Source organism: Streptomyces sp. NPDC002566 (assembly GCF_042889585.1).
Lineage (GTDB): Bacteria > Actinomycetota > Actinomycetes > Streptomycetales > Streptomycetaceae > Streptomyces.
This window is the reverse complement of sequence record NZ_JBIARD010000005.1, coordinates 370,307-396,852: the sequence shown is the minus strand read 5'-3', so window position 1 is coordinate 396,852 and position 26,546 is coordinate 370,307. Positions and strand designations below refer to the sequence as shown.

23 protein-coding genes and 1 tRNA gene are annotated in these 26,546 nt (G+C 72.1%); 13 read left to right on the top strand and 11 right to left on the bottom strand.

Annotation, left to right across the window (positions count from 1 at the left end; all coding sequences use genetic code 11):
* The first annotated feature begins 154 nt into the window (after positions 1-154).
* Together ACFYXA_RS23345 and ACFYXA_RS23340 are read left to right on the top strand one after the other, a co-directional pair.
* The gene (locus tag ACFYXA_RS23345; protein ID WP_389035877.1) at positions 155-943 is read left to right on the top strand and encodes an ABC transporter ATP-binding protein; all 789 of its coding nucleotides are present in this window, start codon (positions 155-157) and stop codon (positions 941-943) included.
* A complete protein-coding gene (locus ACFYXA_RS23340; RefSeq protein WP_389035874.1) occupies positions 937-3,324 on the top strand; it encodes an FtsX-like permease family protein in 2,388 nt (795 codons plus the stop codon). Before ACFYXA_RS23345 ends, ACFYXA_RS23340 begins: the two co-directional genes overlap by 7 nt.
* Before the next feature lie 449 nt (positions 3,325-3,773).
* Here ACFYXA_RS23340 and ACFYXA_RS23335 read toward each other — a convergent pair whose 3' ends face one another.
* Positions 3,774-4,982, bottom strand: a complete 1,209-nt coding sequence (locus tag ACFYXA_RS23335; protein WP_389035871.1) for a DNA sulfur modification protein DndB — start codon at positions 4,980-4,982, stop codon at positions 3,774-3,776.
* An 833-nt stretch (positions 4,983-5,815) separates the two neighbouring features.
* Here ACFYXA_RS23335 and ACFYXA_RS23330 point away from each other — a divergent pair.
* Positions 5,816-6,118: a tyrosine-type recombinase/integrase gene (locus ACFYXA_RS23330; RefSeq protein ID WP_389035868.1), complete on the top strand. Its 303-nt coding sequence runs from the start codon at positions 5,816-5,818 to the stop codon at positions 6,116-6,118.
* Positions 6,119-6,191: 73 nt separating this feature from the next.
* On the opposite strand, the gene ACFYXA_RS23325 is transcribed toward ACFYXA_RS23330, so the two are convergent.
* The 7 genes from ACFYXA_RS23325 to galU form a co-directional block, all read right to left on the bottom strand.
* A tRNA-Ala gene (locus ACFYXA_RS23325) sits at positions 6,192-6,265 on the bottom strand.
* An 84-nt stretch (positions 6,266-6,349) separates the two neighbouring features.
* Positions 6,350-7,609 (bottom strand): gephyrin-like molybdotransferase receptor GlpR, encoded by a 1,260-nt coding sequence (gene glpR / locus ACFYXA_RS23320; protein ID WP_389035865.1) that lies wholly within the window; start codon positions 7,607-7,609, stop codon positions 6,350-6,352.
* 171 nt (positions 7,610-7,780) lie between these two features.
* Positions 7,781-8,467: a GNAT family protein gene (locus tag ACFYXA_RS23315; protein ID WP_352246532.1), complete on the bottom strand. Its 687-nt coding sequence runs from the start codon at positions 8,465-8,467 to the stop codon at positions 7,781-7,783.
* Entirely contained in the window at positions 8,464-9,006 is a 543-nt protein-coding gene (locus tag ACFYXA_RS23310) for a MogA/MoaB family molybdenum cofactor biosynthesis protein (RefSeq protein WP_352246401.1), read from the bottom strand. Before ACFYXA_RS23310 ends, ACFYXA_RS23315 begins: the two co-directional genes overlap by 4 nt.
* Positions 9,003-9,518, bottom strand: a complete 516-nt coding sequence (moaC, locus tag ACFYXA_RS23305; RefSeq protein ID WP_389035862.1) for a cyclic pyranopterin monophosphate synthase MoaC — start codon at positions 9,516-9,518, stop codon at positions 9,003-9,005. Before moaC ends, ACFYXA_RS23310 begins: the two co-directional genes overlap by 4 nt.
* An 86-nt stretch (positions 9,519-9,604) precedes the next feature.
* A complete protein-coding gene (glp, locus tag ACFYXA_RS23300; RefSeq protein WP_389035859.1) occupies positions 9,605-10,927 on the bottom strand; it encodes a gephyrin-like molybdotransferase Glp in 1,323 nt (440 codons plus the stop codon).
* Between the two features lie 4 nt (positions 10,928-10,931).
* On the bottom strand, positions 10,932-11,834 hold the full coding sequence (gene galU, locus ACFYXA_RS23295; RefSeq protein WP_351091366.1) for a UTP--glucose-1-phosphate uridylyltransferase GalU: 903 nt from the start codon (positions 11,832-11,834) through the stop codon (positions 10,932-10,934).
* Between the two features lie 98 nt (positions 11,835-11,932).
* On the opposite strand from galU, the gene ACFYXA_RS23290 reads away from it, so the two are divergent.
* On the top strand, positions 11,933-12,547 hold the full coding sequence (locus tag ACFYXA_RS23290) for a 5-formyltetrahydrofolate cyclo-ligase (protein ID WP_352246403.1): 615 nt from the start codon (positions 11,933-11,935) through the stop codon (positions 12,545-12,547).
* Between the two features lie 96 nt (positions 12,548-12,643).
* On the opposite strand, the gene ACFYXA_RS23285 is transcribed toward ACFYXA_RS23290, so the two are convergent.
* Positions 12,644-15,478 carry a penicillin acylase family protein gene (locus tag ACFYXA_RS23285; protein ID WP_389035855.1) on the bottom strand — a complete coding sequence of 945 codons (2,835 nt, stop codon included), beginning with the start codon at positions 15,476-15,478 and terminating at the stop codon, positions 12,644-12,646.
* Positions 15,479-15,688: 210 nt separating this feature from the next.
* Here ACFYXA_RS23285 and ACFYXA_RS23280 point away from each other — a divergent pair, with 210 nt between their 5' ends.
* The 6 genes from ACFYXA_RS23280 to mscL all read left to right on the top strand — a co-directional run bounded on the left by ACFYXA_RS23280 (position 15,689) and on the right by mscL (position 21,706).
* Positions 15,689-17,278 (top strand): potassium/proton antiporter, encoded by a 1,590-nt coding sequence (locus ACFYXA_RS23280; protein WP_389035852.1) that lies wholly within the window; start codon positions 15,689-15,691, stop codon positions 17,276-17,278.
* 274 nt (positions 17,279-17,552) lie between these two features.
* Positions 17,553-18,845: an MFS transporter gene (locus tag ACFYXA_RS23275; protein ID WP_389035849.1), complete on the top strand. Its 1,293-nt coding sequence runs from the start codon at positions 17,553-17,555 to the stop codon at positions 18,843-18,845.
* Positions 18,846-18,912: 67 nt separating this feature from the next.
* Positions 18,913-19,233, top strand: coding sequence for an FmdB family zinc ribbon protein (locus ACFYXA_RS23270; RefSeq protein WP_352246407.1), 321 nt, complete (start codon positions 18,913-18,915; stop codon positions 19,231-19,233).
* A 129-nt stretch (positions 19,234-19,362) separates the two neighbouring features.
* Positions 19,363-20,196, top strand: a complete 834-nt coding sequence (locus ACFYXA_RS23265; protein ID WP_389035846.1) for an S-methyl-5'-thioadenosine phosphorylase — start codon at positions 19,363-19,365, stop codon at positions 20,194-20,196.
* A 292-nt stretch (positions 20,197-20,488) separates the two neighbouring features.
* A complete protein-coding gene (locus tag ACFYXA_RS23260; protein WP_389035843.1) occupies positions 20,489-21,088 on the top strand; it encodes a hypothetical protein in 600 nt (199 codons plus the stop codon).
* 138 nt (positions 21,089-21,226) lie between these two features.
* Complete coding sequence (mscL, locus tag ACFYXA_RS23255) at positions 21,227-21,706, top strand: large conductance mechanosensitive channel protein MscL (RefSeq protein WP_389035840.1); 480 nt, start codon at positions 21,227-21,229, stop codon at positions 21,704-21,706.
* Positions 21,707-21,785: 79 nt separating this feature from the next.
* Here mscL and ACFYXA_RS23250 read toward each other — a convergent pair whose 3' ends face one another.
* Entirely contained in the window at positions 21,786-21,971 is a 186-nt protein-coding gene (locus tag ACFYXA_RS23250; RefSeq protein ID WP_130442278.1) for a hypothetical protein, read from the bottom strand.
* Positions 21,972-22,245: 274 nt separating this feature from the next.
* Between ACFYXA_RS23250 and ACFYXA_RS23245 the strand changes: the two genes are divergently transcribed.
* From ACFYXA_RS23245 to ACFYXA_RS23235, 3 genes are all read left to right on the top strand, one after another.
* The gene (locus ACFYXA_RS23245) at positions 22,246-23,316 is read left to right on the top strand and encodes a P1 family peptidase (protein WP_389035836.1); all 1,071 of its coding nucleotides are present in this window, start codon (positions 22,246-22,248) and stop codon (positions 23,314-23,316) included.
* A gap of 158 nt (positions 23,317-23,474) precedes the next feature.
* Positions 23,475-24,698 (top strand): Ig-like domain-containing protein, encoded by a 1,224-nt coding sequence (locus ACFYXA_RS23240; RefSeq protein WP_389035833.1) that lies wholly within the window; start codon positions 23,475-23,477, stop codon positions 24,696-24,698.
* A 301-nt stretch (positions 24,699-24,999) separates the two neighbouring features.
* Positions 25,000-25,746: a DUF6227 family protein gene (locus tag ACFYXA_RS23235; RefSeq protein WP_351091388.1), complete on the top strand. Its 747-nt coding sequence runs from the start codon at positions 25,000-25,002 to the stop codon at positions 25,744-25,746.
* A 36-nt stretch (positions 25,747-25,782) separates the two neighbouring features.
* Here ACFYXA_RS23235 and ACFYXA_RS23230 read toward each other — a convergent pair whose 3' ends face one another.
* Positions 25,783-26,337 (bottom strand): hypothetical protein, encoded by a 555-nt coding sequence (locus ACFYXA_RS23230; RefSeq protein ID WP_389035829.1) that lies wholly within the window; start codon positions 26,335-26,337, stop codon positions 25,783-25,785.
* Between the last annotated feature and the right edge of the window lie 209 nt (positions 26,338-26,546).

The following is a 26,546-nucleotide window of genomic DNA, read 5'->3' as shown; positions in this document are numbered from 1 at the left end:
GCGGGGGGTCCGGGGGTATGCCTGGCCCTACCCCGACTCTCGCGTCTGCCCCAGCGACCGGGAGTGCCGCCGCACGGTTGTCTGGACCCGACAGGCGGTCCCGCGGGGCTTCGTGGCGCCGCCGACATGCCGACCGAGGGGAGTACGGGCCGAGATGACCGAGCACGCCGTCCAACTGACCGCTTTACGGCGGAGGTACGGGTCCACGAGCGCCGGGGTGACCGCCCTCGACGGCGTCAGCCTGGCTCTGCCCCGGGGTTCCTTCACCGCCGTGATGGGGCCGTCCGGGTCGGGCAAGTCGACGTTGCTGCAGTGCGCGGCCGGTCTTGACCGGCCCGACTCGGGGTCGGTGCGGATCGGCGGGACGGAGCTGACCGGGCTGAGCGAGCGGCGGCTGACGCTGTTGCGGCGCGAGTGGATCGGGTTCGTGTTCCAGGCGTTCAACCTGCTGCCGGCGCTGACCGCCGAGCAGAACGTGGCGTTGCCGCTGCGGCTGGCGGGCCGCCGTCCGTCGAAGGCGCGGGTGCGTGAGGCGCTGCGGCAGGTCGGGCTGGGCGAGCGCGGCGGGCACCGGCCCGGTGAGCTGTCCGGCGGCCAGCAGCAGCGGGTGGCGCTGGCGCGGGCGCTGATCACCCGGCCCGAGGTGCTGTTCGGGGACGAGCCGACGGGGGCGCTGGACTCGACGACGGGCCGCGAGGTGCTGACGCTGTTGCGCGGCATGGTCGACGGCGAGGGCCAGACGGTGGTGATGGTGACCCATGACCCGGTGGCCGCCTCGTACGCGGACCGGGTGGTCTTCCTGGTCGACGGGCGGGTGCACGGCGAACTGGCGGGCGCGGACGCGGAGTCGATCGCGGCCCGGATGGCGGGGCTGGAGGGCGGCGGCGGACGGGGCGCACAAGTCCGCTCGGACGACGACTCGTTGGAGGGCGCCTCGTGCTGAGTGTCGCATGGTGCACGTTGCGTGCCCGCTGGGCGTCCTTCGTGGGCAGTTTCGTCGCCTTGGCGGTGGGGGTCGGACTGCTGGCCGTGATGGGGCAGGCGCTGGCCGCGTCGACCAAGGCGCCGGTGCGGTCGCCGGAGCGGTTCGCGGGGGCTCCGGCGGTGGTGCGGGGGCAGGACACCCTGCGGGTGGACACGCCGAACGGGGCGCGGACGGCACAGTTGGCGAGTCCGCGAGCGGTGCCGGACGCGGTCGTGGCCGCATTGCGGGCGCTGGGGCCGGTCACCGAGGACCGCTCCTTCCCGGTGCGGGCGGCGGGCGGGCCGGCCGGCCTGGTCGGGCACCCCTGGTCCGTCGCGCGGTTCGCCTCCTACGAGTTGAGCGCGGGTCGTGCTCCACGCACGGACGGCGAGGTCGTGGTCTCGGGCGAATGGGCTGCTGTGGGCGCGCGGTTGAGCGGGGGTGAACGGGTGGTGGGGACCGTGCGCGGGCTCGGCTTCGAGGACGCCGTGTTCTACACCGACGCTCGGGCGGCACAGCTCTCGCCCCTGTCGCAGCAGTTGGTGGTCGAGGCGGATGCGGCGGCCGTGCGGGCGGCGGTCGCGGGCAGCGGTGCCCGGGTGCTCACCGGGGACGAGCGGCGGCTGGCCGACGCCGATCCCGGCCGCGCCGCCGAGGCGCTCACCGCGCTGAACGCGCTGTTCGGCACGGCGGGCGGGGTGACGGCCTTCGTGTCGGTGTTCGTCGTGGCCTCCACGTTCGCCTTCGCGGTGGAGCGGCGGCGCCGGGAGTTCGGCCTGCTGCGGACCGCCGGCGCCACCCCGGCGCAGGTGCGGCGGACGGTGCTGGCGGAGGCGCTGGCGGTGGGCGTGCTCGCCTCGGCGACGGGGTGCGCGCTGGGGGCGTACGGGGCGCCGTGGCTGGGCGAGGCGGTCGTCGACGGCGGCCTCGCACCGCGCTGGTACACGATCGGCGGGGCTGTCTGGCCGTACCATCTGGCCTTCTGGACGGGCCTCGTGGTCGCCGTCGCGGGCGCGGTCGCCGCGTCGTGGCGGGCCGGGCGGACCGCTCCCGCACAGGCGCTGCGCGAGGCGTCGGCGGACGGGCGGGCGCTGACCCGGGCGCGGCGGCTGTGCGGTACGGCGCTGCTGCTGGCGGCCGGGGCGGCGGCGGCGTACACGCTGCTGAGCGAGCCGGGTGAACTGCTGCACCGCAAGACGTACATCAGCCGTCCGATGCTGCTGATCACGGCGGTGGCGCTGCTGGCGCCCGCCGTCGTACGGCCGCTGACGCCCCGGTTGCCGGGGACGACGGGCATGCTGGTGCGGGCGCACGCGGTCGCCGGGGTCCGGCGCACCGCCGCCGTCGCCGCGCCGGTCCTGGTCACGGTGGCCCTCGCCGGCTCGCTGCTGGGCGCGACGGCCACGCTGAACGGGGCGCGGGCGGCGGAGGTGCGGGAGCGCACGACGGCCGACTTCGTGGTGACCTCGGACACCGGAACGCCCTTGGACACGGCGGCACTTGGCCGGGTGCCCGGTGCGGTGGCGTCCCCCACCGCCGGGACTGCCGTGTACACGCTGGAGGACGGGGTGGCGCTGATCGCGTCCGAGGCGCGGGCCGTCGACCCGGGGCTGCTCGCCACGACGGCACGGCTTCCGGTGACGGCCGGGCGGCTCGCGGACCTGGACGACGCCTCGATCGTCGTCAACGAGGAGTGGGCCGAGCACCGGGTGGGAGAGACGGTGCGGGTGTGGCTCGGGGACGGCACGCCGAGGTCGCTGCGGATCGCCGCCGTGCTGGCCACCGGCACGGGTGACAACGGCGTGTACGTGACGGCGGCCAACGCGGGCGGGGCGGGCGTGGACCGGGTCGACGTGCGGGTGCGGCCGGGCGCCGACGCGGGGGCGGTCGCGGCCGGGCTGCGGGCGGTCGACGGGGTCCGGGTGTCGAGCGGGGCGCAGTGGGTGGCCGACGCGGAACCCCGTACCGACTCGAGGACCAGGCTCGGGACGTTCCTCGTCCTCGGCATCGCGCTCCTGTACACCGGGCTGTTCCTCGCCAACACCCTGGCCATGGCGGCCGGGGAGCGGGGCCGGGTGACGGCAGCGCTGCGGCTGGCCGGGGCGACGGGCGGCCAGGTGCTGCGACTGGCCGCAGCGGAGGCGCTGACGGTGGTCGGCCTGGGCGCGGTGCTGGGCCTGGCGGTGACGGCGGTCAACCTCGCCGGAATGGCGGCGGCCCTGCACCTGCTGACGGCACCGGTGACCGTGGTCGTCCCGTGGCCGGCCCTGGCCTGGACGACAGCCGCCTGCGCCGTGCTCGCACTGACGGCGACCCTGATCCCGACGGCATGGACCTTGCGACACCGACCGGCGGGGTGAGGGCGGACGGAGCAATTGCCCACGTGAGGACGGGCAGATGCGCGGCCACGTGAGGACGGGCAGGCGTGACCGGCCGCGTGAGGACGGGCAGGCGTGACCGGCCGCGTGAGGGCGGGCGGATGTGACCGGCCGCGTGGGGACGGGCGGATGACACCGGCCGCGTGACGGCGGGCACATGGCGCCGCAGCACATATGGCAAGGAGCCCGTTCCTGATATCAGGAACGGGCTCCCATGCTGCGTGGACCTGAGGGGATTTGAACCCCTGGCCCCCTCGATGCGATCTACGGGCGGGGCGGTCGCTGAGGTTTCCCAAGCTGGTCACGCGGATGCTAGCGGCACAGGCTGGTCGCCTGCGGTCACGGCAGTTGCCGTACTTCGTTGCTGCACCGCAGACACGAAACGAGGCGCTGGCTCATCCGAAGCTGAGTCCACCAGGCCTCGGCGTTCCTCAGTAAACGCCCTCAGCGACGATGGTCTCCTGCGTGGGCTGCGGGATGGTCGGATTCTTGGGGAGGATGGGAACGCCAATCGCCTCCATGACCTTCCTGGCTGCGATCCGTCCGGGAGACCTGGTGGTGGTGATCTTGTCTCCGGTGATGATGTTCCCCTCCCAGATCGGCGCGTTCCGGCGCCAGTCAATCTTGGTGGCGAGGTCGAGGTATCGAGCCTCCCGCCACTCCGGGTCCAGGTTCTTCTCGATCTCGAAGGCGACGTGCCCGATGATGACCAGACCGGTCGCGGTCATGTTGATGTAGTGCTTCCGGAAGTCCACCACCTGGTTGGCCGGCCCCCCGCTCGTGGGCAGTTCGGCCACGGAACGCCAGGGGTCCATGTGCCGCGTGAGGATGTCGAGCATCGCCAGGGTCCTGCTGACGAAGGCGTCCTGCTTCTCGGTGGTTCCGATGGCTTGGAGGCTACGGGCCGGGATGCTCGCCTCGCTGAGCGCATAGTCCTGGAACAGGAGTTCCTTGACCAGTCCGCGCACCTGGTTGAGAAGGAAGATCGCAGAGGAGAGCTTCGACAGACTCTTGGAGGTTTCGTCGATGCGTCCCGCGAACAGGGCAGACCGATCCACGATCTGCGTAAGAACACGGTTCAGGGGTTCACGAGTGTTGTAGGCGGCCAGAAGGCTGGCCGGGATCTGCTTCGTCTGCGCCGCGTCAGCGAAGTCCTGGTGGATCCGCGCAACGTCCGGCTCCACCACGATGACGACGGAGATGCTGTCGCTCAGGAAGGGTGAGTCCGTGTCGATGAGGCTGTCGCTGCGCTTGGCAATGGCGGCAAGCCTGTGCTGGCCATCAGTGACGGAGAACTTGGTCTCGTCGCCGATGACGACGAAGCCGGCCGTCATGGCGAAGTTGCCTCGAGGGATGTGGATGGCAGGGACGGCACGGACGTTCAGGGTGACCGGCGGGAGGATGTAGTCCTTCTCGTTCTCGGTCAGGTACTTGGTGATGGACCTGACGTGATTGCTGTCGATCGGGCGGTTGGTGGCCATCCGCGGGTTGCCGCCCTTGACCGCCGCATCGGCGACCACGTGCTTGACGAGGAATGCGTAGGAGAAGGCGGTCGTCAGCATGAGGCGCCCTCCCTGCTGGAAGACCACGCAGGTGAAGACTCGTCCGCCCGACGCCGTCGCGGCCTCGCTTGCGGCCATCTGAGCTGCCGTGAGCGAGTCGTGCTGAGTCAGTCCGAGTTCTGCAAAGAACACTGAATCCCCCTAGGCGTGAACGGAGCTGAGCAAGCATCAGAAACGTAGAGCAACTCGACGCGCTACGTCAACTTATGCACGTAAGACGTCCTATGATGAACGTTTCTAGAATGGGCGCCTCGCACTCTGACTACCTCGAACCGCCGGTGCTCGGATCCTCACCGTCCTTTCATCGCAGGATGCCCCGCGCATCGGGCGTCCTGACCTTCCCGACGACAGGAAACCGCAACCCACCTGCTCCCATCCTCTCGCCCGCCATCTACAGGCCGGCACTCGCGAACGGTGCCCCGCGATCCTCGAGCCTGAGCGCCCCCGCCGGAGGCATGCGTCCCTACCCGTGGTGGTGGGCGAGCGTGTAACCGCCCCCTTGTAGCCCCGGCATGCCTTTCGCCCCCTTGCCGGCGCGGGCGTCGACGGCGGCCGGCCTGGAAGACGGGGAGGGGCGTGCCCGGCGACGGTGACCGGCGCCGCCGCGCCGGTCGCGGCCCCTTTTCGAACGACGTGCGAAGACTGATCAGTCCTTGACGTGCCGTAAATCGTCAGGTGGCCCTGCACCGTCGAGACGATCTTTCCCCTGGGCTCCGCGCACCTGCAGCGAGCGAAGCGAGCGCTGATGCCGCCAGCGCGGCCCGTGACCCGCTGTACGCGGCCTACGTGCTCACCTTGGTCCTGGGCTTCCGGCGTGGCGAGGGCAGTGCTGCCGCTTCCGGAGATCTGCATCGCGCCTCTCCAGCGTCGGCAAAGGAGCGGGAGTTGGCAAAACAGGCGGCCGGTGAGCTGTGGTCGGACTACGACTTCGTGTTCACGACGCGCTACGGCACACCGAACCCCGCAACTGCAACCGCCGGTTCGTCGACCGCTCGGCCTACGCCGGCGTCCGTCAGATCCGTCTGCACGACACCCGGCACACGTGCGGTTCGCTCCTCGCCGCGCTCGACGTGCACCCGCGGGTCGCGATGCAGATCCTTCGGCACAGCAAGATCGCAGTGACCATGGAGGTGTACACGCACGTCCCGTCGGAAGCCACCCGCCGGGCACTGCGCAAGCTGGGCAAGCACCTTGGAAAGCAAGACCCGGAGTAGTTGCTGTACTTCGCTGCTGTACGGAATGGCCAAAGCCCCGGTCGGGAATCCCGACCGGGGCTTTGAGCTGCAGTGGACCTGAGGGGATTTGAACCCCTGGCCCCCTCGATGCGAACGAGGTGCGCTACCGGACTGCGCCACAGGCCCTTGCAACGAGTGAAACTCTAGCACCCCCATCGGGCTGCTTGGAAATCCGTTCCCCGGCGCCTGCCGGGGCGGACGGACGGCCGCTCACTCGTTGGCGGCGCGGGGGCGCTCCCCGTCCTCGTACTGGTCGAACAGCGGGGTGCGGCCCCGCTCGCGGGAGCGGCGGGCGGACGCGGCGCGCCGTGCGTCGCTGCGTTCACCGTCCTCCGCGCGGGCCGGCTCGTCACTCCCGGTGTCCGCCGTGTCCGACGCGGACGGCGTGTCCGCGGCGGCGTCGGCCGTCTCCTGCTCCGGCGGGGCCGAGGAGCTGGAGCGGGCCGAGCTCCAGGCGTCCGGCGCGCCGAGGTCCACGTCGGAGGTGGCGCGCGGGGCGACGGGGGCGGTCACGTACGTCGGCAGCGGGACCGGCACCGGGTCCCAGCTCTCGCCGTGCCCGGGCCGGCGCTGCCGCTCGCGCTGCTGGTCGACCCATTCGGCGTGGTCGGTCTGCTCGACGAGCGCCCTGCGGTCCGCGGCGAGTGCCAGCAGGCCCGGGTCGGTCTCCGGCTCGGCGGCGGCGTGCGGTTCCTCGGCGCCGGTGTCGGCGTCGGCGTCCAGGGACGGCGGGTGCGCCGCCCCTGCCGTGGAGCCGCGCCGGCGGGGCTGACGCTCGCGCAGCCGCTGCGCGGCGGCCTCGGCGCGTCTGCGGTCCATCTGGTAGGCGAAGCGCCGGCGCTCCTGGGTGCGCAGGTAGGCGATGTAGCCGCTGAGCAGGACGGCGGGCACACCGGGCGCCCAGAGGAACGCCAGTCCGCCGACGGCCGCGACGATCGCGCCCAGCGTGAAGGCGAGGAAGAGCAGGACGGTGGTGCGCCGGCGGCGGGCGAGCGCCTTCGAGCGCTTGGCCCGGGCGGCCGCCGCCTGCGTGGAGGCGGCGGCCGCGGGAGACGCGGGGACGTGGGCGTGCGCGGCCGCCTGATCGCGGACCGGCTCGCGCCCCGGCTCGCGCGTCGCGTCCCGCGAGGGATCGCGCGTCCCCTCCGGGCGCGGCTGCTCGCGCTCCTGCACCGGCACCTTGGTCTGCGGACGGGTCGGGGGCATGGCGAAGGCCCGGACGTCCACCGATTCGGTGACCGCGTCCGGGACGTCGGCGTCGGGCTCGCCCTCCTCGGAGGAGCGCGCCCGCAGGTCCTTGGCGTACCGGCGCTCCATCCCCGCCCGTCCGGACAGCAGCCGGATGGCGGTGCTGAAGCGTTCCGTCGGACGGGCCTCGTTCAGCTCGTCCTGCCTACGGAGCCACATCGGCACCAAGTAGGCGGCCCAGGCCCCGACGATGACTGCGTAGATGAGGCCGCTGCTGCTCACGTCTCACACGGTAGAGGGGTTTGCGCGAGGCCATCCGCCAATTGGGCCGGTGTGTCGCACGATCTGGCTGATATTTCGAACTTTTTTTGTGACGGATGCGATCACCGCGCCGCCCGGCAGTGAATTGAAAGCCTCAAGACGGTCATCGCCCGATCAATTTCGAACACTTATTCAATTACCGGGGCTGGTGCGATTCCCCGGAGCGTTCTGCGGGTCACGGGGTTCGGCCGGCTCGTCGGGAAGGTTCCGCGGCCGGGCGCGTCGCCAGCGGCTCATCAGCCCCTCCGGGACCTCCTCCGCCGTGAGCGCGAAGACGAGGTGGTCGCGCCAGGCACCGTCGATGTGGAGATAGCGGGGCCGCAGCCCCTCCGCCCGGAATCCGAGTTTCTCCACCACCCGGAGGCTGGGCCGGTTCTCGGGCCGGATGCAGACCTCGACGCGGTGCAGCCCGACCGTGCGGAAGCAGTGGTCCACCACGAGCGCCACCGCGGTGGGCATCACCCCGCGCCCCGCCACGGACTGGTCCACCCAGTAGCCGACGTGGCCCGAGCACATGGACCCCCAGGTGATCCCGGCCACCGTCAACTGCCCGACGAGACGGCCCTGGTACTCGATGACGAACGGCAGCATCCGCCCGGCGTTCGCCTCCGCCCGCAGATGGCGGACCATCTGACGGTAGGTCGGCCGGTGGGCGATCGGCCCGCTCGGCGCGGGCGGCGGGATGGTCGCCTCCCAGGGGCGCAGCCAGTCCCGGTTGCGCCGGTTGACCTCGCGCCAGGCCCGCTGGTCGCGCAGCTTTATCGGCCGCAGGACGACATCGCCCTCCGCCAGTTCGACGGGCCAGGACAGGCTGTTCAGCGCACACCCCCACTGCTGTCGCCGGGTCTGGGGTGGTCACCGCCGCGCAGCTGGTCGACGGCGTGGGTCAGCAGGGGCTCCAGGACCGCCAGCCCGTCCTTCACCCCGCCGGTGGAACCGGGCAGGTTGACGACCAGCGTCCCGCGGGCGACACCCGCCAGCCCCCGGGAGAGCGCCGAGGTCGGCACCTTCTCCCGGCCGAAGGCCCGGATCGCCTCCGCGATCCCCGGCACCTCGTGGTCGATCACCGCGCGGGTCGCCTCCGGCGTGCGGTCGGTGGGCGAGAGCCCGGTTCCGCCGGTGGTGACGATCACGTCGTACCCGGCGTCCACTCCGGCGCGCAGGGCGGCCTCGACGGGGTCGCCGTCCGGGACGACCTGGGGGCCGTCGACGGCGAAGCCGAAGCGCCTCAGGCCCTCGGCGATCAGCGGTCCGCCCCGGTCCTCGTAGACACCGGCCGCGGCCCGATTGGACGCCGTCACGACCAGCGCGCTGTAAGGGGAGCGCGGCGCGCCGCCGCTCGACGCATCAAGTGTCATGCCCGGCTCCAGTCGCCCGACTTGCCGCCCGTCTTCTCCTCCACGCGCACGTCCGTGATGACCGCTGTCTTGTCGACCGCCTTCACCATGTCGATCACGGTGAGCGCGGCGACCGAGACCGCGGTGAGGGCCTCCATCTCGACGCCCGTGCGGTCCGTCGTCCTCACCGTGGCGGTGATCTCCACGGCGTCGTCCGCGACCGACAGGTCCAGTTTCACACCGGAGAGCGCCAAGGGGTGGCACAGCGGGATCAGGTCGGGCGTGCGCTTGGCGCCCATGATGCCCGCGATCCGCGCGGTGGCCAGCGCGTCGCCCTTGGGGACGCCTTCGCCCCGCAGCAGCTCGACCACGCGGGACGAGACGAGGACGCGTCCGCTCGCGCGCGCGGTGCGCGCGGTGACGTCCTTGGCCGACACGTCGACCATGCGGGCGGCGCCCGCGTCGTCGATGTGCGTCAGCCGGTCCTGCCCGTCGTGCCCGCCCTGCGCGTCCTGGCGGTCCTGCCTGCTCATGCTGTGTCGCACTCCCGGTCCGGGCCCGGCACGCTGCGCCGCGCGGTCCTCCTCGTGCGCGACACGCTACCCGCAACGAGGCCTGCTCAGCCGAGCAGGACCACCTCTACCTCGGCTCCCGGCTCGACCGACTCCACGCCCTCGGGGACGACGATCAGCGCGTCGGCGTGGGCGAGGGCGGCGACCAGGTGCGAACCGGCGCCGCCGACCGGCCGGACGGCCCCCTCGGCGTGGGTGGCGCGCAGGAACTGACGGCGCCCCCGGGGCGAGGTGAGCGCCTCGTCGGCGACGAGCTTCGCGCGCGTGGTGGGCCGGTGGACGTCCTTGAGGCCCATCATGGTGCGGATCGCGGGCCGCACGAACAGTTCGAACGAGACGTACGACGACACCGGGTTGCCGGGCAGGGCCAGCAGCGGGATGTGGTCGGGGCCGATGGCGCCGAACCCCTGTGGCTTGCCGGGCTGCATGGCGAGTCTGCGGAACTCGACCCCGCCGCCCCCCTGGTCCTCGTCCCCGACGTACGACAGCGCCTCCTTGACGACGTCGTACGCCCCGACGCTCACGCCGCCCGTGGTGACGACGAGGTCGGCGCGCACCAGCTGGTCCTCGATGGTCGAGCGGAGCGTCCCGGCGTCGTCGGCGACCGCGCCCACGCGGTAGGCGATCGCGCCGGCGTCCCGGGCGGCCGCGGTGAGGGCGAAGCTGTTGGAGTCGTAGATCTGGCCCTTGCCCAACTCCTCGCCGGGCTGGACGAGTTCACTGCCGGTGGACATGACCACCACACGCGGGCGTGGGCGCACCCGGACCGTGCCGCGGCCGATCGCGGCGAGCAGGGCGATCTGCGCCGGGCCGAGGACGGTGCCGGCGTCCAGGGCGCGGTCGCCGGCCTTCGCGTCGCTGCCCTTGGCGCGCACGTGCGCGCGTGCCCCCGCGGGCCGGTACACGCGTACGTGCCCCTCGGCCTGCTCGGGGGCGAGAGCGCGGGCCCGCATCGAGTCGACCGGTCCCTCGCCGAGCCCGCCGTCGGTCCACTCGACGGGGACGACGGTCTCCGCGCCGTGCGGCAGCGGCGCGCCGGTCATGATCCGGGCGGCCTGCCCGGGGCCGACGTGCAGCAGGCCGGGCTGCCCCGCCGCGATGTCCCCGACGACCTCCAGGACAGCGGGGAACTCCTCGCTCGCGCCCTCGACGTCCGCGACCCGCACCGCGTACCCGTCCATCGAACTGTTGTCGAACGGCGGCAGCGACACCGGGACCGTGACGTCGTCGACCAGGACGCAGCCCTGGGCGTCGGGCAGTTGGAGCTCGATCGGTTCCAGGGGGCGGACCGTGGCGAGGACGTCGTCCAGGTGCTCGTCCACCGACCAGAGGCGGTCCTGACCGGTGGCGCGGGGCGCGGCGGTGCTCAAGTGGCTACATCTCCTCCGTGACGTAACTGCGAAGCCAGGTCCGGAAGTCCGGGCCCAGGTCTTCACGTTCGCACGCGAGTCGGACAATCGCCCGGAGGTAGTCGCTGCGGTCGCCGGTGTCATAGCGGCGGCCCTTGAAGACGACGCCGTGCACGGGGCCGCCGATCTTCTCGTCCTGGGCGAGCTGCTGGAGGGCGTCGGTGAGCTGGATCTCGCCGCCGCGGCCCGGCTCGGTCTCCCGCAGTACGCCGAACACGGCGGGGTCGAGGACGTAACGGCCGATGATCGCGTAGTTGGAGGGGGCGTCGGCCGGATCCGGCTTCTCCACGAGGCCGCTCACCTTGACGACGTCGCCGTCGGCGGTGTGCTCGACGGCGGCGCAACCGTAGAGGTGGATCTGCTCGGGCTCGACCTCCATGAGCGCGATGACGCTGCCGCCGTGCCGCTCCTGGACCTCGATCATCCGCTGGAGCAGCGGGTCGCGCGGGTCGATCAGGTCGTCGCCCAGGAGGACGGCGAACGGCTCCTGGCCGACGTGGGGCGCGGCGCACAGCACCGCGTGGCCGAGGCCCTTGGGGTCGCCCTGTCGCACGTAGTGCATGGTCGCCAGGTCGCTGGACTCCTGGACCTTGGCGAGCCGGTGGGCGTCGCCCTTCTTCGACAGCGCGGACTCGAGTTCGTAGTTGCGGTCGAAGTGGTCCTCAAGGGGGCGCTTGTTGCGGCCGGTGACCATGAGGACGTCGTCGAGGCCGGCGGTGACGGCCTCCTCGACCACGTACTGGATCGCGGGCTTGTCGACGACCGGCAGCATCTCCTTGGGAGTGGCCTTGGTCGCCGGCAGGAACCGTGTGCCGAGGCCGGCTGCGGGGATGACAGCCTTGCTGATCCTGGGGTGCGACTGAGTCATGCCGGCCACCATATCCGGTGCCCTGGACGGGAAACCGCACCCCCGGCTGGTTCATGCTCATCTGAGCGCATTCGTAGAGGTTGAGGCGGGAGTGACACATGGGGCAGGCCACCGGCGGTCCGGAGTCCGACAAGCGTAGGTTGCGGCGGGAGCTCCTCGCGACGAGGAGCACGCTGACGGCGGACGGCCTGCGGGAGGCGGCCGGGGCGCTGGCCCGGCGCGCCCTGGACCTGCCGGAGCTGGCCCGGGCCGGGACGGTCGCCGCGTACGTCTCGGTGGGCTCCGAGCCCGGGACGCTCGCCCTCCTGGACGCCCTGCGCGCGCGGGGCGTGCGCGTGCTTCTGCCGGTGCTGCTGCCCGACGACGACCTCGACTGGGGCGCGTACGACGGTGAGGGCTCCCTCACACGTGTGCGGCACGGCGGCAGGATGGCCCTGCTCGAGCCCTCGGGCGAGCGCCTCGGCCGCGACGCCGTCACGGACGCCGACGTGGTGCTGCTGCCGGGCCTCGCGGTCGACGGGCGCGGGATGCGGCTCGGGCGCGGCGGGGGTTCCTACGACCGTGTCCTGGCCCGTCTGAAGCGGGCCGGGGCCGCTCCCTCGCTGGTGGTGCTGCTGTACGACGGCGAGGTCGTCGCGCGCGTGCCCGAGGAGCCGCACGACGCGCCGGTGCACGCCGTGGTGACTCCGTCCGGGGTACGCCGCTTCACCTGAGCGGCGGACCGCCGGCGCGGGTGGGAAGGCGAAAGGGGCGCTCCACGCGTGCGTGCGTGGAGCGCCCCTCTCAGATGTCCTCGGACCGGGACCGCGTCAGGGCTTGAGGACGAGGGTGTCGCTCGTGCTGCCGTCGACCGCCTTCGCCGAGTAGGCCCAGTCGAGCAGTTCGCCCTTGGCCCACTTGCCCGTCTGGTCGGTGTAGTGCGCGCTGAACGCGTGCCCGGAGGCGCCGGTGAGGTTGATCCACTTCGACTTGTCGAGGTCGGCGAGGTTGACCACCATCCGCATCGAGGGCACCCATACGACGTCGTAGCCGCCGGCGGCGTTCCAGCCCGCCGCGTTGACCGCGGCCTCGCCGCCGCTGAGCTCCCACGGGCCGCGGTTGAGCACGTACTGCAGGAAGCCGGGGCCGCTGGTGCCGAGGGTCTGGTTCTCCAGGAACAGACGGTGCAGCCGGCCCCAGCTCCAGGTGTCGATGTCCTTGCCGAGCTTGGCGGTCAGCTCCCAGCGCGCGTCGATCATGGCGCGCTCGAACAGCTTGTCGCGGTTGTGGTCGGCGCCGGGGCGCCTGCCGTTCTCGGGGGTGGTCCACCAGTCGCTGCCGGGCTTGTCCATCAGGTTGCGCACGACCTCGAACCAGCGGTCGCCGCCGTCCGGCTGGGCCTGGTCGGCGTCGCGCTGGCCGCACTCGCGGACCTTGCCGGTGGCGTCGACGGGCCCGGTGTTGTTGACCGGGTCGACCCACAGGCACTGTCCCTCGACGCGCAGCTCCTTGGGCAGCTTGTTGCCGAAGGCCAGCTTCAGGATGTTGCGCCAGACCGCGTTGAAGTAGGCCGCGGCGGCCGAGTCGGCGTCCTGGGTGTAGTCCCAGCCCTGGAGCAGGTCCTGCGCCTGGCGGACGTCCGGGTCCTTGAGGTTCAGCTTGAGCAGGGTGGGCACGAGCAGCCGCGCGATCTGGCTGTCGCTGTCCGTCTGCATCTGGCGCATGTCGTCGGTGGAGACCTTGCCGCCGCCCTCGATCTTCTGCTTGATCAGATCGCTGATGCGCTGGCTTCGGGTGCCGTAACCCCAGTCCGTGGTGAGCGTGTAGGGGTACTTGTCCTGGTCGACGACGGCCTGGTTGGCGGTGACGATGTAGCCGCGCTCGGGGTCGAACTCGTAGGGCAGCTTGTCGAAGTCGATGTAGTCCGTCCACCGGTACTTCGGGTCCCAGCCCGGAGCGGGGACCGAACCCTTGTGGTTCTTCGCGCGCGTGGGGATCTTCCCGGGCAGCTGGTAGCCGATGTGGTTGTCGGTGTCCGCGTAGACCAGGTTCTGCGAGGGGACGTCGAAGAGCTTGGCCGCGGCGCGGAAGTCGTCCCAGCCGGCCGCCTTGTTCATGGCGAACACGGCGTCCATGGAGGTGCCCGGCTCCAGCGCGGTCCACTTCAGGGCGACGGCGTAGCCGTCACCGCGGTCGGGCGCCTGGGTGTCGACGCCGGCCTTCTGGCCGACCTTCACCAGCTCGTTGCTGCGGTCGGACAGCAGGGGCATGCCGTCGGCGGTCTGCCTGACGACGATCTTCTTGCCGGCGCCGCCGGCGACCTGGATGGTCTCCTCGCGCGTGGTGAACGGCTTCACCTTGCCGTCGTAGAGGTAGCCGTCGCCGGTGAGCTTCTCCAGGTAGAGGTCGGTGACGTCGACCCCGGAGTTGGTCATGCCCCAGCTGATCTTCTGGTTGTGCCCGATGATCACACCGGGCATTCCGGCGAAGGTGTAGCCCGAGACGTCGTACTGGCAGGTGCTGGAGACGGCGCGGCAGTGCAGGCCCATCTGGTACCAGACGGAGGGCAGCGAGGCCGACAGGTGCGGGTCGTTGGCGAGCAGGGGCTTGCCGGTGATGGTGTGCGACCCGGCGACGACCCAGGAGTTGGAGCCGATGCCGTTGCCGTTCACGCCGACGGCGGTGGGCAGGTCGTCGAGCACGCCGTACAGGCCGCCGAGCTGGCTCTGCAGCGCGGAGCTCTCGGTGCCGGAGCCTGAGCCGGTGCCGGTGCCTGAGCCGCTGCCTGAACCGCTGCCGCCCGATCCGGTGCCGCTGGAGCCGCTCGACGAGGTGCCGGAGCCGCTCGAGTCGCTGGAGTCGCTGGACGATCCGCCGTCCTTCTCGAACTCCCCGGTCGACTCGTCGTACCCGCCCTCCTGGACGATCGCCTGGTTGCGGTCGTAGGGGTAGCCCGGGTACAGGTCGGCGATCTGCTGAGGGCCGAGGCGGCTGGTCATCAGGGCGCGGTCGATCTCGTCCTGCATGTTGCCGCGCAGGTCCCAGGCCATCGCCTTCAGCCAGGCGAGGGAGTCGACGGGCGTCCACTCCGCGGGCTTGTAGTCGTTGGTGAACCCGAGGGCGGCGTACTCCAGCGAGATGTCCTCGCCGTCCTTGCCCTTCAGGTACGCGTTGACGCCCTTGGCATACGCCTGGAGGTACTTCTTGGTGGCCGCCGACAGCTTGGTGTCGTACTCCTTCTTGGCGACGCGGTCCCAGCCCAGGGTGCGCAGGAACTCGTCGTTGTCCACCTGGCTCTTGCCGAACATCTCCGACAGGCGCCCGGAGGTCATGTGCCGGCGGACGTCCATCTCGTAGAAGCGGTCCTGCGCCTGGACGTAGCCCTGCGCCATGAACAGGTCCTGGTCGGAGGAGGCGTAGATCTGCGGGATGCCGTAGCCGTCGCGCTTCACGTCGACCGGGCCGGACAGGCCCTCCAGCGTGGCCGACCCCTCCGTCTGCGGGAAGGAGGCCCGCACGGTGCTGATCGACCAGTAGGCGCCGTAGGCGATGCCGCCGATGATGGCCAGCACCAGTACAAGCACGATAAGACGGGCTTTGCGCCCCTTCTTCCTGCCGGACTTGCCGGGCTTGTCACCCGTTGTGGCGGTGGTGTTGGGGGGCATCGCTGTCCTTGCTGTCCTAACGCGAGCGGCAGGGCTGGCTGTCCTTTTGAATGAGCGCTGGAGCAACCATAGGCGCAGGGGTCCGCGGCACTTGACGCGGAGTCGGCAACCAGCCCGGAAGGACGTTCGATCCTGCCCGAGCGAACGTCAAGAAATCGTCAAGAGTTAGGTAAGGTAATGAAGTAGTTGGACGCGTGGCGCATTGCCCTCGTGTCCGATGTACGTGTGCACCCGCGCGCGCGTCGCGTGCGCCAGGAAAGGGAACCGCCGCTGACTGTCCACCACCTCAACCAGCTCCTGCTCGTCTGCTCGCTCGTCCTGCTCGTCGCCGTCGCAGCGGTCCGGATCTCCTCGCGCAGCGGGCTCCCCAGCCTGCTCGTGTACCTGGGCATCGGCGTCCTCATGGGCCAGGACGGCATCGGCGACATCCACTTCAACAACGCCGAGCTCACCCAGGTCATCGGCTACGCGGCCCTGGTCGTGATCCTGGCCGAGGGCGGCCTCGGCACGAAGTGGAACGAGATCAGACCGGCCCTCCCGGCCGCCACCGCGCTGGCCCTGGGCGGCGTCGCGGTGAGCGTCGGCGTGACGGCGGCGGGCGCGCACTACCTGGTAGGGCTGGAGTGGCGGCAGGCGCTCATCATCGGGGCGGTGGTGTCCTCGACCGACGCGGCGGCGGTGTTCTCCGTGCTGCGCAGGATCCCCCTGCCCGCGCGCGTGACGGGCACGATGGAGGCCGAGTCCGGCTTCAACGACGCCCCCGTGGTCATCCTGGTCGTCGCCTTCTCCACCGCGGGGCCCGTCGAGCACTGGTACGTGCTGATCGGCGAGATACTCCTGGAGCTGGCCATCGGCGCCGCCATCGGCATAGCGGTGGGCTTCCTGGGCTCCTGGGGACTGCGGCACGTCGCCCTGCCCGCCTCCGGCCTCTACCCGATCGCCGTCATGGCCATCGCCGTCATGGCCTACGCGGCGGGCGCCATCGCGCACGGCAGCGGCTTCCTCGCCGTCTACCTCGCCGCGATGGTCATGGGCAATGCCAAGCTGCCGCACTGGCCGGCCACACGCGGATTCGCCGACGGACTCGGCTGGATCGCCCAGATCGGCATGTTCGTCCTGCTCGGCCTGCTGGTCACCCCGCACGAGCTGGGCGACGACGTGGTGCCCGCACTCGTCATCGGCCTGGTGCTGACCATGGTGGCCCGCCCGCTCGGCGTCGTGGCCTGTCTGACGCCGTTCCGGGTGCCCTGGCAGGAGCAGGTGCTGATGTCCTGGGCGGGACTGCGCGGCGCGGTGCCCATCATCCTCGCGACGATCCCGATGGTGCAGGGCGTGGAGGCCAGCCGGCGCATCTTCAACATCGTCTTCGTGCTGGTCGTCGTCTACACCCTGGTGCAGGGTCCGACGCTGCCCTGGCTGGCCCGCAAGCTGCGCCTCGGCCAGGGCGCCGAGGCCGCCGACCTCGGCGTCGAGTCGGCGCCCCTGGAGCGGCTGCGCGGCCATCTGCTGTCCGTCGCCATCCCCGAGGGCTCCAAGATGCACGGCGTCGAGGTGCACGAGCTGCGGCTGCCCTCGGGGGCCGCCGTCACCCTCGTCGTGCGCGACGGGGCGTCGTTCGTGCCGCTGCCGACGACGGTCCTGCGACGCGGCGACGAACTCCTCGTCGTCGCCACCGACCCGGTCCGGGACGCCGCCGAGCGCCGGCTGCGCGCCGTGGGCCGCGGCGGCAAGCTGGCCGGCTGGCTGCGCACCGACGGGGGCGCGGGAGGCGACGGACGGGACGCGCGGGGCATGCGTTAACGGCCGGTTTCGGCACGTTCACACTGCTCCGGATCGAAAGGCGGGGGCGGTCAGGGTGCTCACTTTCACAGGCCGACGGCCTGTGATCCCTGTACCATGAAGGCGCACCTTGATCGAACCAACTCTGCCTGACGCAGAGCTGGCGCGACCGTATGGCGGCCGGGACGCCCTCCGCAGTGAGCGCCGGTATCTACCGCGTACGCGCAAGAGGACAGCTCTCGGCGCCCCGCAGCTCCAACGGGTCGCGCTACCAGGCGGCAGAAAGGCACGGGCCGTGGCATCCACGGTCACCTCCGAGCCGTCGAAGGACTCGTCGGCCGCCCCCCGCCCCGGATACGGGTCACTGCTGCGCACCCGCGGCGCATGGACGTTCCTGCTGCCAGGCTTCGCGGCGCGCCAGCCCTTCGCGATGCTCACCCTTTCCATCGTGCTGCTCGTGCAGCACACCACCGGCTCCTACGGCGCCGCCGGCGCCGCCGCGGCCGTCACCGGCGTCTCCATGGCCCTCTTCGCGCCCTACAGCGGACGCCTCGCCGACCGCCACGGCCAGCGCGCGGTCCTCGTCCCCGGAGTGATCCTGCACGCCGTGGCCGCCCTGACGCTCACGGCGCTCGCCCTGGCCGACGCTCCCCTGTGGGCGCTGTTCGCGGCGGCCGTGCCCACCGGCGCGTCGGTCCCGCAGGTCGGGCCCATGGTGCGGGCCCGCTGGGGCGTGAAGCTGAAGGGCTCGCCCCTGATGAGCACCGCGGCGGCCTTCGAGTCCGTCACGGACGAGCTGACCTTCGTCGTCGGCCCGCTGCTGGCCACCGCGCTGTGCACCGCCGTGAACCCGGCCGCAGGCCTCGTCACCGAGGCCTCGCTGACCCTGGTGGGCGGACTGCTGTTCGCGGCGCAGAAGAGCACCCAGCCGTCCGTCGCCGACGGCGGCCACGCGCGCGTGAAGCACGCCTCCGCCCTGAGCGTCCCCGGCGTGCGCGTGCTGATCGTGACCTTCCTGGGGATCGGATCCGTCTTCGGCGGCATGCAGGTGTCGCTGGCCGCGTACTCCGAGTCGATCGGCGAGCCCGGCCTGAACGGCGTCCTGTACGGCACGTTCGCCGCCGGCAACATGCTCTCCGGCCTGGTCTGCGGCGCCATCGCCTGGAAGGCCGCCCCGCAGCACCGCCTCGTCGTGGCGTACGCGGCGCTGGCGCTGACGGCCTCCGGCCTGTGGGCCGCGCACTCGGTGCTCGTGCTGGCCGGCCTCGGCCTCCTGGTCGGCATGTGCATCGCGCCCGCGCTGATCACCGGCTACACGCTGGTCGACGGCCTGGTGCCGGCCGGGGCCCGCACCGAGGCGTTCACCTGGCTGACGGGTGCGGTGGCACTGGGCCAGGCGGCGGCGGTCACGGTCGCCGGCCAGCTGGAGGACCGGCTCCGCACGGGCGCCGGGTTCCTGGTGCCGCTGGGCGGCACGCTGCTGGCCCTCGCGGTCCTGCTGGCGCTGCGGTCACGGCTGGTGGGGAGCCCGCGCGAGCGGACGGTCGCACGTGGCGTGGGTCACCGCGTGCCGGTGACAGTGGACTGATCCCCGGGAATGCGTCACTATGGACCGTCGTTAGCACTCATCGAGTGAGAGTGCCAGGAGGAAGACAGTGCCGACCTACCAGTACCAGTGCACCGAGTGCGGCGAGGGCCTCGAGGCGGTGCAGAAGTTCACCGACGACGCTCTGACCGAGTGCCCGAATTGCGGTGGCCGCCTCAAGAAGGTGTTCTCCGCCGTCGGCATCGTCTTCAAGGGCTCCGGCTTCTACCGCAACGACAGCCGCGGCTCCTCATCGAGCAGCTCCCCGGCGTCGTCCAAGTCCTCGACGTCCTCGGACTCGTCTTCGTCCTCCTCGTCGTCGTCATCGTCGACGTCCTCGGACTCGAAGTCGTCCGGCGCGAGCACGTCCGCCGGCTCCTCCGCCGCCTGAGGACCCTCACGACCCGCTTCCAGGACCCTGTCGTCGTACGACACGACGACGGGGTCTTCGGCGTCCGCTGAGACGGCGGGGCCCGTATACGGGGACGGCCGGTGTTCGATTCCGGCTAGTGTGCTGGTCATGGCGAACGCAGAGATCGGCGTGATCGGCGGTTCGGGTTTCTACTCGTTCCTCGACGACGTGACCGAGATTCAGGTGGACACCCCCTACGGGCCGCCCAGCGACTCCCTCTTCCTCGGCGAGATCGCCGGCCGACGGGTCGCCTTCCTGCCCCGGCACGGACGCGGCCACCATCTGCCGCCCCACCGGATCAACTACCGGGCGAACCTCTGGGCACTGCGCTCGGTCGGCGCGCGCCAGATCCTCGGACCGTGCGCCGTGGGCGGTCTGCGCCCCGAGTACGGGCCCGGCACGCTGCTGGTGCCGGACCAGCTGGTCGACCGCACGAAGTCCCGGGTGGGGACCTACTTCGACGGGCTGCCGCTGCCGGGCGGCGCGGTCCCCAACGTGGTGCACGTGTCGCTGGCCGACCCCTACTGCCCCGCCGGGCGCGCGGCGGCGCTGAAGGCCGCGCGCGGCCGGGAGTGGGAGCCGGTGGACGGCGGGACGCTCGTCGTGATCGAGGGACCGCGCTTCTCGACCCGCGCCGAATCGCTCTGGCACCAGGCGCGGGGCTGGTCGGTGGTCGGCATGACGGGCCACCCCGAAGCGGCGCTCGCCCGTGAACTGGAGCTCTGCTACACGTCGTTGAACCTGGTCACCGACCTGGACGCGGGCGCGGAGAGCGGTGAGGGAGTCTCGCACGAGGAGGTCCTCCAGGTGTTCGCGGCGAACGTGGACCGGCTGCGTGGCGTGCTGTTCGACGCGGTGGCGGCGCTGCCGGCCGACGGCGAGCGGGACTGTCTGTGCACGACGGCGCTGGGCGGGATGGATCCGGGGTTCGAGCTGCCGTAGGTCCGTGCGGGGGTTCTCGTACGGGGTGCGGAGGCTTGCCCACGAGAGTGCGGGGGTTTCCGCACAGGGCGCCGGGGGCTTGCGCACAGGGATGCGGAGGTTTCCGCACGGGGTGCGGGGGCTTGCGCACGGGTTGAGGAAGCGGAAGTCACCGTTCGGGTGAGGGAGTTATCCACAACCTCTCGGTCGTCCACGGGCTTCGGCGGGCGGCGATGCGAGGGCCGATCGTGGTCTCGCAGGCCGATTCCTCGTCGCTGGTGGTGATCCCGTGTTCTTCGCTCCTTCTCTCCCCGTGTCCGAAACTCCGTCCGCATCCCCGTCCGCATCCCCGTGCGCCTCTCCGTCCGCCCCAGGCGCGCTTCCGCCGGGTTCTGAGGCTCCCGCGCCCTGCGGGGTGCCGCAGTTCCCTCCCGTGCGGGTGCGCGGCGGGCGGTATCAGGCGCGCCGGCTGGCGCGCGGCCGCAGGCGGGCCCTGGCGCTGGGGCTGGCGGTCACCGCGGCCGCGCTGGTGGCGGCGGGGCCGGGTGACGCCGAGGGCGCCCGCGGGCATCCCGACGACAGCCCGAGCGCCGGCGCCCTCGCGCCCACCGGCGAACCGGTACGCCGTCCGCCTCCCACGGAGACGGTGGCGGCGCCGGTGCGGATCGCCGACGCGGCGACGGTACGGCTGCTGCGGCCCGGCGACCGGGTCGACGTCATCGCCGCCGAGGAGACGGCGGGAGGCGGCCGGGCCCGGGTGGTGGCCCGCCGGGCGCGGGTGACGAAGGTGCCGGAACTCCTGGAGGGGCCGGCCGACGGCGGTGCGCTCGTCGTGCTGTCGGTGCCGCGGACCACGGCGGTGCGCCTGGCGGGCGCGAGCGCGACGGCCCGGCTGGCGGTGACGCTGTGGTGAAGTTTGTGGTGCGTTTTGTGCGCGGTTCGGTGTCGGAGGTCTCACCGGCCACCCCGGGCTGGACACGCCCGCCTCGTCCTGACGTAGGTTGCGGAGCTGTTCGTTCCACGACCTGTGCAGACGAGGAGTGTCCCCGAGGTGAGCGAGAACAAAAAGGAGCCGAGCGTCCTGCAGGGCTTCAAGGCCTTCCTGATGCGGGGGAACGTCGTCGATCTGGCTGTCGCGGTGGTGATCGGCGCGGCCTTCACGAACATCGTCAACTCGGTGGTGAAGGGCATAATCAACCCGCTGGTCGGCGCGATCGGCACCCAGAACCTCGACCACTACAGCTCGTGCCTGAGCACGAGCTGCGAGGGCGAGGAGGGCATCCAGATCCTCTGGGGCTCGGTCCTCGGCGCGACGCTCAGCTTCGTGATCACCGCGGCGGTGGTCTACTTCCTGATGGTGCTGCCCATGGCCAAGTACCTGGCGCGGATGGAAGCCCGCAGGAAGGCGAAGGAGAGCACCCACGAGGTCATCGAGGTGACCGAGCTGGAGGTCCTCAAGGAGATCCGCGACGCGCTGGTCGCCCAGCAGCGGCAAAGCGGGCAGCAGGGCCCCGGTTACGGCGGGCGCTGAACCGGCGGGGCGGCGGCCCCGGGGGTGCGGCGGCGGCCCTGGACGGCGTCGGCTCGCGTCCGGCCTCGCCGGCGCTTGTTCAGAGGTGGTGGGGCGGCTTCTCGTCCAGGAAACGCCTGAGGTCGGCCGCACTGTCGCCGCCGGCGCCCGGGCGCTCACCCCACCCGCGGTCCGTGTCGTCCGAGGACTGCTGGTCCAGCGGGTCGTCGAAGATCAGCGCGGGCTTGGGCTGCTCGCGCGGCTCAGGGGCCGAGGGGGTGGTCATACGTCCAGGGTACGGCCCGGCACCGGACCGGCCGTGCCGTCATCGACCGGCCGAAGCGGGAGCCGAGGTCGCAGCCGCGGCAGGATCCGGAGCCCCGCCCGAAGCCTCTGCGGAAACTGAAGCAGTGCCCGGAGCCACAGGGGGAGCCGGAGCCGCTCCCGCAGCCGCAACCGCAGCCGAAGTCGCAACGGCAACCGCATCCCCAGCCGCCCGCCACAGTTGCGGCGGCGTGCATACAACCGCCGGCGGAGGCGGACGCGCGAGACTGGCCGGCATGACAGTTGACGCTCTGACGGATGTCGCCGGTGTGCGGGTGGGCCATGCCACGCGGGCCGGTGGGGGTTGGCTCACCGGTGTGACGGTCGTCCTCGCGCCGGAGGGCGGGGCCGTGGCCGCCGTGGACGTGCGCGGCGGCGGTCCGGGCACGAAGGAGACCGACGCCCTGGATCCGCGCAACCTGGTGCAGCGGGTGGAGGCGGTCGTCCTGACCGGCGGCAGCGCCTACGGGCTCGACGCGGCGTCCGGGGTGATGGCCTGGCTGGAGGAGCAGGGGCGCGGAGTGTCCGTCGGTCCGGAGCCCACCCACGTGGTGCCGGTGGTGCCCGCCGCCTGCGTCTTCGACCTGGGGCGCGGCGGCGACTTCCGGGCCCGTCCGGACGCGGCCGCCGGCCGGGCGGCGGTCGAGGCGGCCGCGGCGACCGGGCCGGGCGAGCCAGTGCCGCAGGGCTGCGTCGGCGCGGGGACCGGTGCGGTGGTCGGACCGCTGAAGGGCGGGGTCGGCAGCGCGAGCGTGGTGCTCGGCTCGGGGGTCACGGTGGCCGCGCTGGTGGTGGCCAACGCGGTGGGTTCGGTGCTGGATCCGGAGACGGGGGTGTTGTACGGGGCGTTCTTCCAGGGGCGTGTGGGCTATCCGCGGGACGATGTGCGGGATGCGGCGCGCCGGCGTCTGGCCGAGTCGGCGGCGCGCAACGCTCCGCCGCCGCTGAACACGACGCTGGCCGTGGTCGCCACCGACGCGGACCTGACGAAGGCGCAGGCGCAGAAGCTGGCGGGTACGGCGCACGACGGCATCGCGCGGGCGGTGCGGCCGGTGCATCTGCTCAACGACGGGGACACCGTGTTCACGCTGGCGACGGGTGCGCGTCCGCTCACCGCGGGGGGCCCGTCCGCCGCCGGGGATCCGCTGGCGTTGAACGAGCTGCTCGCGGCGGGCGCGGACATGGTGACGCGCGCGATCGTGCGGGCGGTGCGGGCAGCCGAGCCGGTGGAGGGAGCGGGCGGGGCGTGGCCGTCGTACACGGAGCTGTACGGCGGCGAGGAGGTCCACGACGGCCACGACGGCTGACGGATCCGCCCAACACGCCCCGGACGGAAGGCGATTGTCCCGGTTCTGTCACGCGACGGCGTCAACGGCGTCCGGCGGGGAACCCCGTCGGCCGCCGGGGTCCTCTACTCCCGCGTAAGGGAGCGGATCTCGCACATCGCATGAAGCTGGAGCAGCCCGTGACAACGCCGGACATAGCAGCGCGGCGCGTACTGGGGGCGTGTGCCGCCCTCGTGGTCGGCGCCCTGACCCTCACCGCTTGCGGTGGCAGCGCCAAGGCCGACAACGACGGCGCGGGGGGCAAGGGCGGCAAGGACTCCGCCAGGACGGCGACCGCGAAGATAGCCATCTCGGCCGCGGACGGCTCCACGGGCGCGTCGATCAACTCGACGGGGGTGACGGTGAGCGGCGGGGAACTCACCGCCGTGAAGATGACGGTGGCGGGGTCGGGGAAGGCGGTCGAGGGCTCGCTGGCGGCCGACGGCAGGAGCTGGAAGCCGAAGGAGCAGCTGGAGCGCGGGACGAAGTACGAGATAGCGGCGACCGCGAAGGACGCGAACGGCCGGAAGGTGACCGCCGGTTCGTCCTTCACCACGGTCACCGCGGCCGGCAGCTTCATCGGGACGTACACGCCGGACGGCGGGTCGACGGTCGGCGTGGGGATGCCGGTGTCGTTCACGTTCGACAAGACGATCACCGACAAGAAGGCCGTGCAGTCCCACATCACGGTGACCTCCAGCAGCGGGCAGAAGGTGGTCGGGCACTGGTTCGGGTCGCGGCGGCTCGACTTCCGGCCGCAGGAGTACTGGAAGGCCGGCTCCAAGGTCACCATGAAGATCGACCTGGACGGGGTGCAGGGCGCGAACGGCGTCCGCGGGGTGCAGAAGAAGACGGTCAGCTTCACCGTCGGGCGTTCCCAGGTGTCCACGGTGGACGTGAACACGCAGACGATGACGGTCGTGCGGGACGGGAAGACGCTGAAGTCGGTGCCGGTGTCGACGGGCAGCGCGGAGTTCACCACGTACAACGGGCAGATGGTGATCTCGGAGAAGTTCACTCAGCTCCACATGGACAGCAGGACGGTCGACCTCGCCAACGCCTACGACATCCCGGACGTGCCGCACGCGATGCGGCTGACCACGTCGGGCACGTTCGTCCACGGGAACTACTGGTACAAGGGTGAGCCGCCGTTCGGCCGGGTGGGCACCAGCCACGGCTGCGTGGGGCTGAGGGACGTGCGGGGCGCGCAGGGCGACACGCCCGCCAAGTGGTTCTACGACAACTCGATCGTCGGGGACGTACTGATCGTCGAGAACTCCCCCGACAAGCCGGTGGCCCCGGACAACGGGCTGAACGGCTGGAACATGGAGTGGAGCGAGTGGACGGCCGGCAGCGCGGTCTGACACGGCGAGGCGCCGGGCCGCGCGCCCGGGACCCGTACGCATGGGGCCGTACGCATGCGGCCGCGTGCATGGGGTTGTGCGCCGGGCCGCGCGCCCGGGCCGTCGGGCGGCGCGGGCGGCCGTTCCGGTGGAACGGGGCGCTGACCGGCGGTTTCTGACGGTTCGTCGGGCCGGGCGGGAACATCTCGCGCGGTCCCGACGTTTTCCCGACGGACGTTTTCTCGGTTCCTGGACATGATGTCCGGCCGAGGGGCTACGGTATGCACCCACAAGGTGACATGCAGCGACGCCGGGAGAGACCTTGAGCGTTCCGTACGAGACGGAAGCGCACGGACCAGCAGAGTCGCCCGAGACTCCGGAGGAGCATCTCGCGCGGCTCCTCGGCCGTGCCCTGAACTCGTTCGAGCTGCCCGACGACACGATCAGGCGGCTCGACTGCGCACTGGCGCATGACAGCTCGCTGCACTCCGCGCACCACAGCGCGGGGCTGCACCGCGAGACCTACCGGCACACCTGGCTGCTGGCCGACGGCTGTGCGCTCACGCTGTGGGAGCTCGTGCACAATCCCCAGCCGGGCAGCGAGCCGCAACACGAGGTGTATGTGGACGAGGAGGAGCTGCGCGCCGCCACCGCCCGGCTGCCGCTGCCGCCGGACACGCCGGACTTCGAGCTGCCGGTGCTGGTGCAGCTGGCGCCGGTCCCCGCGCCGCGCCATGTGTACGTGCCGGACGACTCGGCCGACCATGCGCGCCGGCTGCTGCGCCGCGCGGAGAACGCCGACCGGCCCGGTCCGGACACGGCGACGCTGCTGACGACCGCGTTCGCGCACCAGATCACTCAGGCGTTCGGCCGCCCGTGCCGTGCCGGGCGCATCGGCCTTGGCTTCGCGCTGTACGAGCACGCGTTCCTGCTGCGCGACGGCCAGGAGATCTCCCTGTGGGAGGTCGAGCACACGGCGACGCCCGACGGGCGGCACATGTGCGAGGTGTATCCGTCGGAGGCGGCGGCCCGTGAGGCGATGGAGCGGCGGGCGGCGCAGGTGTCCTGAGCGCCGCCCGCGTGAGCCGTCCGCCCGGCGGCCGGCTCAGCCGTCGGCGTCGGTGAGCCGTTGTACCAGGTCGGCGAAGGCGGCCTGTTCGGCGCGGGTCAGTTCGGCGGTCTCCAGGTGGGGGCGTTCCTGGCGCTGGCGCGGCAGGCCCGGGAGCGAGGGAAGGTCCTGCGGCGCTGCGGGATCCGCGGGGCGTGCGGCCGCGCCCCGTCGCCATCCGTCGGAGTTGAGGCGCAGACTGTCCGCCCTGGAGTTGCGCACGCGCCGGGTGCGCCCGTCGGGGCGGCCAGGTCGCGCACGTTCTCCTGAGCGCCGTATGCGCCGCTCTCCCGTCCCGCCGCCGTTCCGGCCCGTCGGGTCGCTTCCCGTCGCGCGTTCGCCCGTACCCTCGCGGTCGCTCGCGCCCGTGCGGTCGTCGCCGTCCCCGCGATCGCCTGTGCTCGTCGTTCCGTCCGTCGCGGCGGAGCCTCGTGCGGCCGGGCCGGGGCGGCCTCGGCGCAGGAGACGGAAGAGGACGCACAGCCAGGCGGCGAGGGCGAGGGCCAGGGCGGCCGCGCTCGCCGTCTGGTGGATCGAGAGGGCCTCAGGCATGCGCACAGTACACAGCAAGATCCGGGATTCGGTATCGAATCGTGATGTATCTCGCAGGCGGTGCGGGGAACGCCGTGCGCCCCCGGTGGGCGCACGGAAACGGCCGGGGGGGGGGGCCCCCCCGGGGGGGGGGCCCCGACCGGGCGTGGGGTGGGCCCCGGTGGCCGGTCCCGCGGGCCCGGGGGCCCCCCCGGCCGGGGGGGTATGGT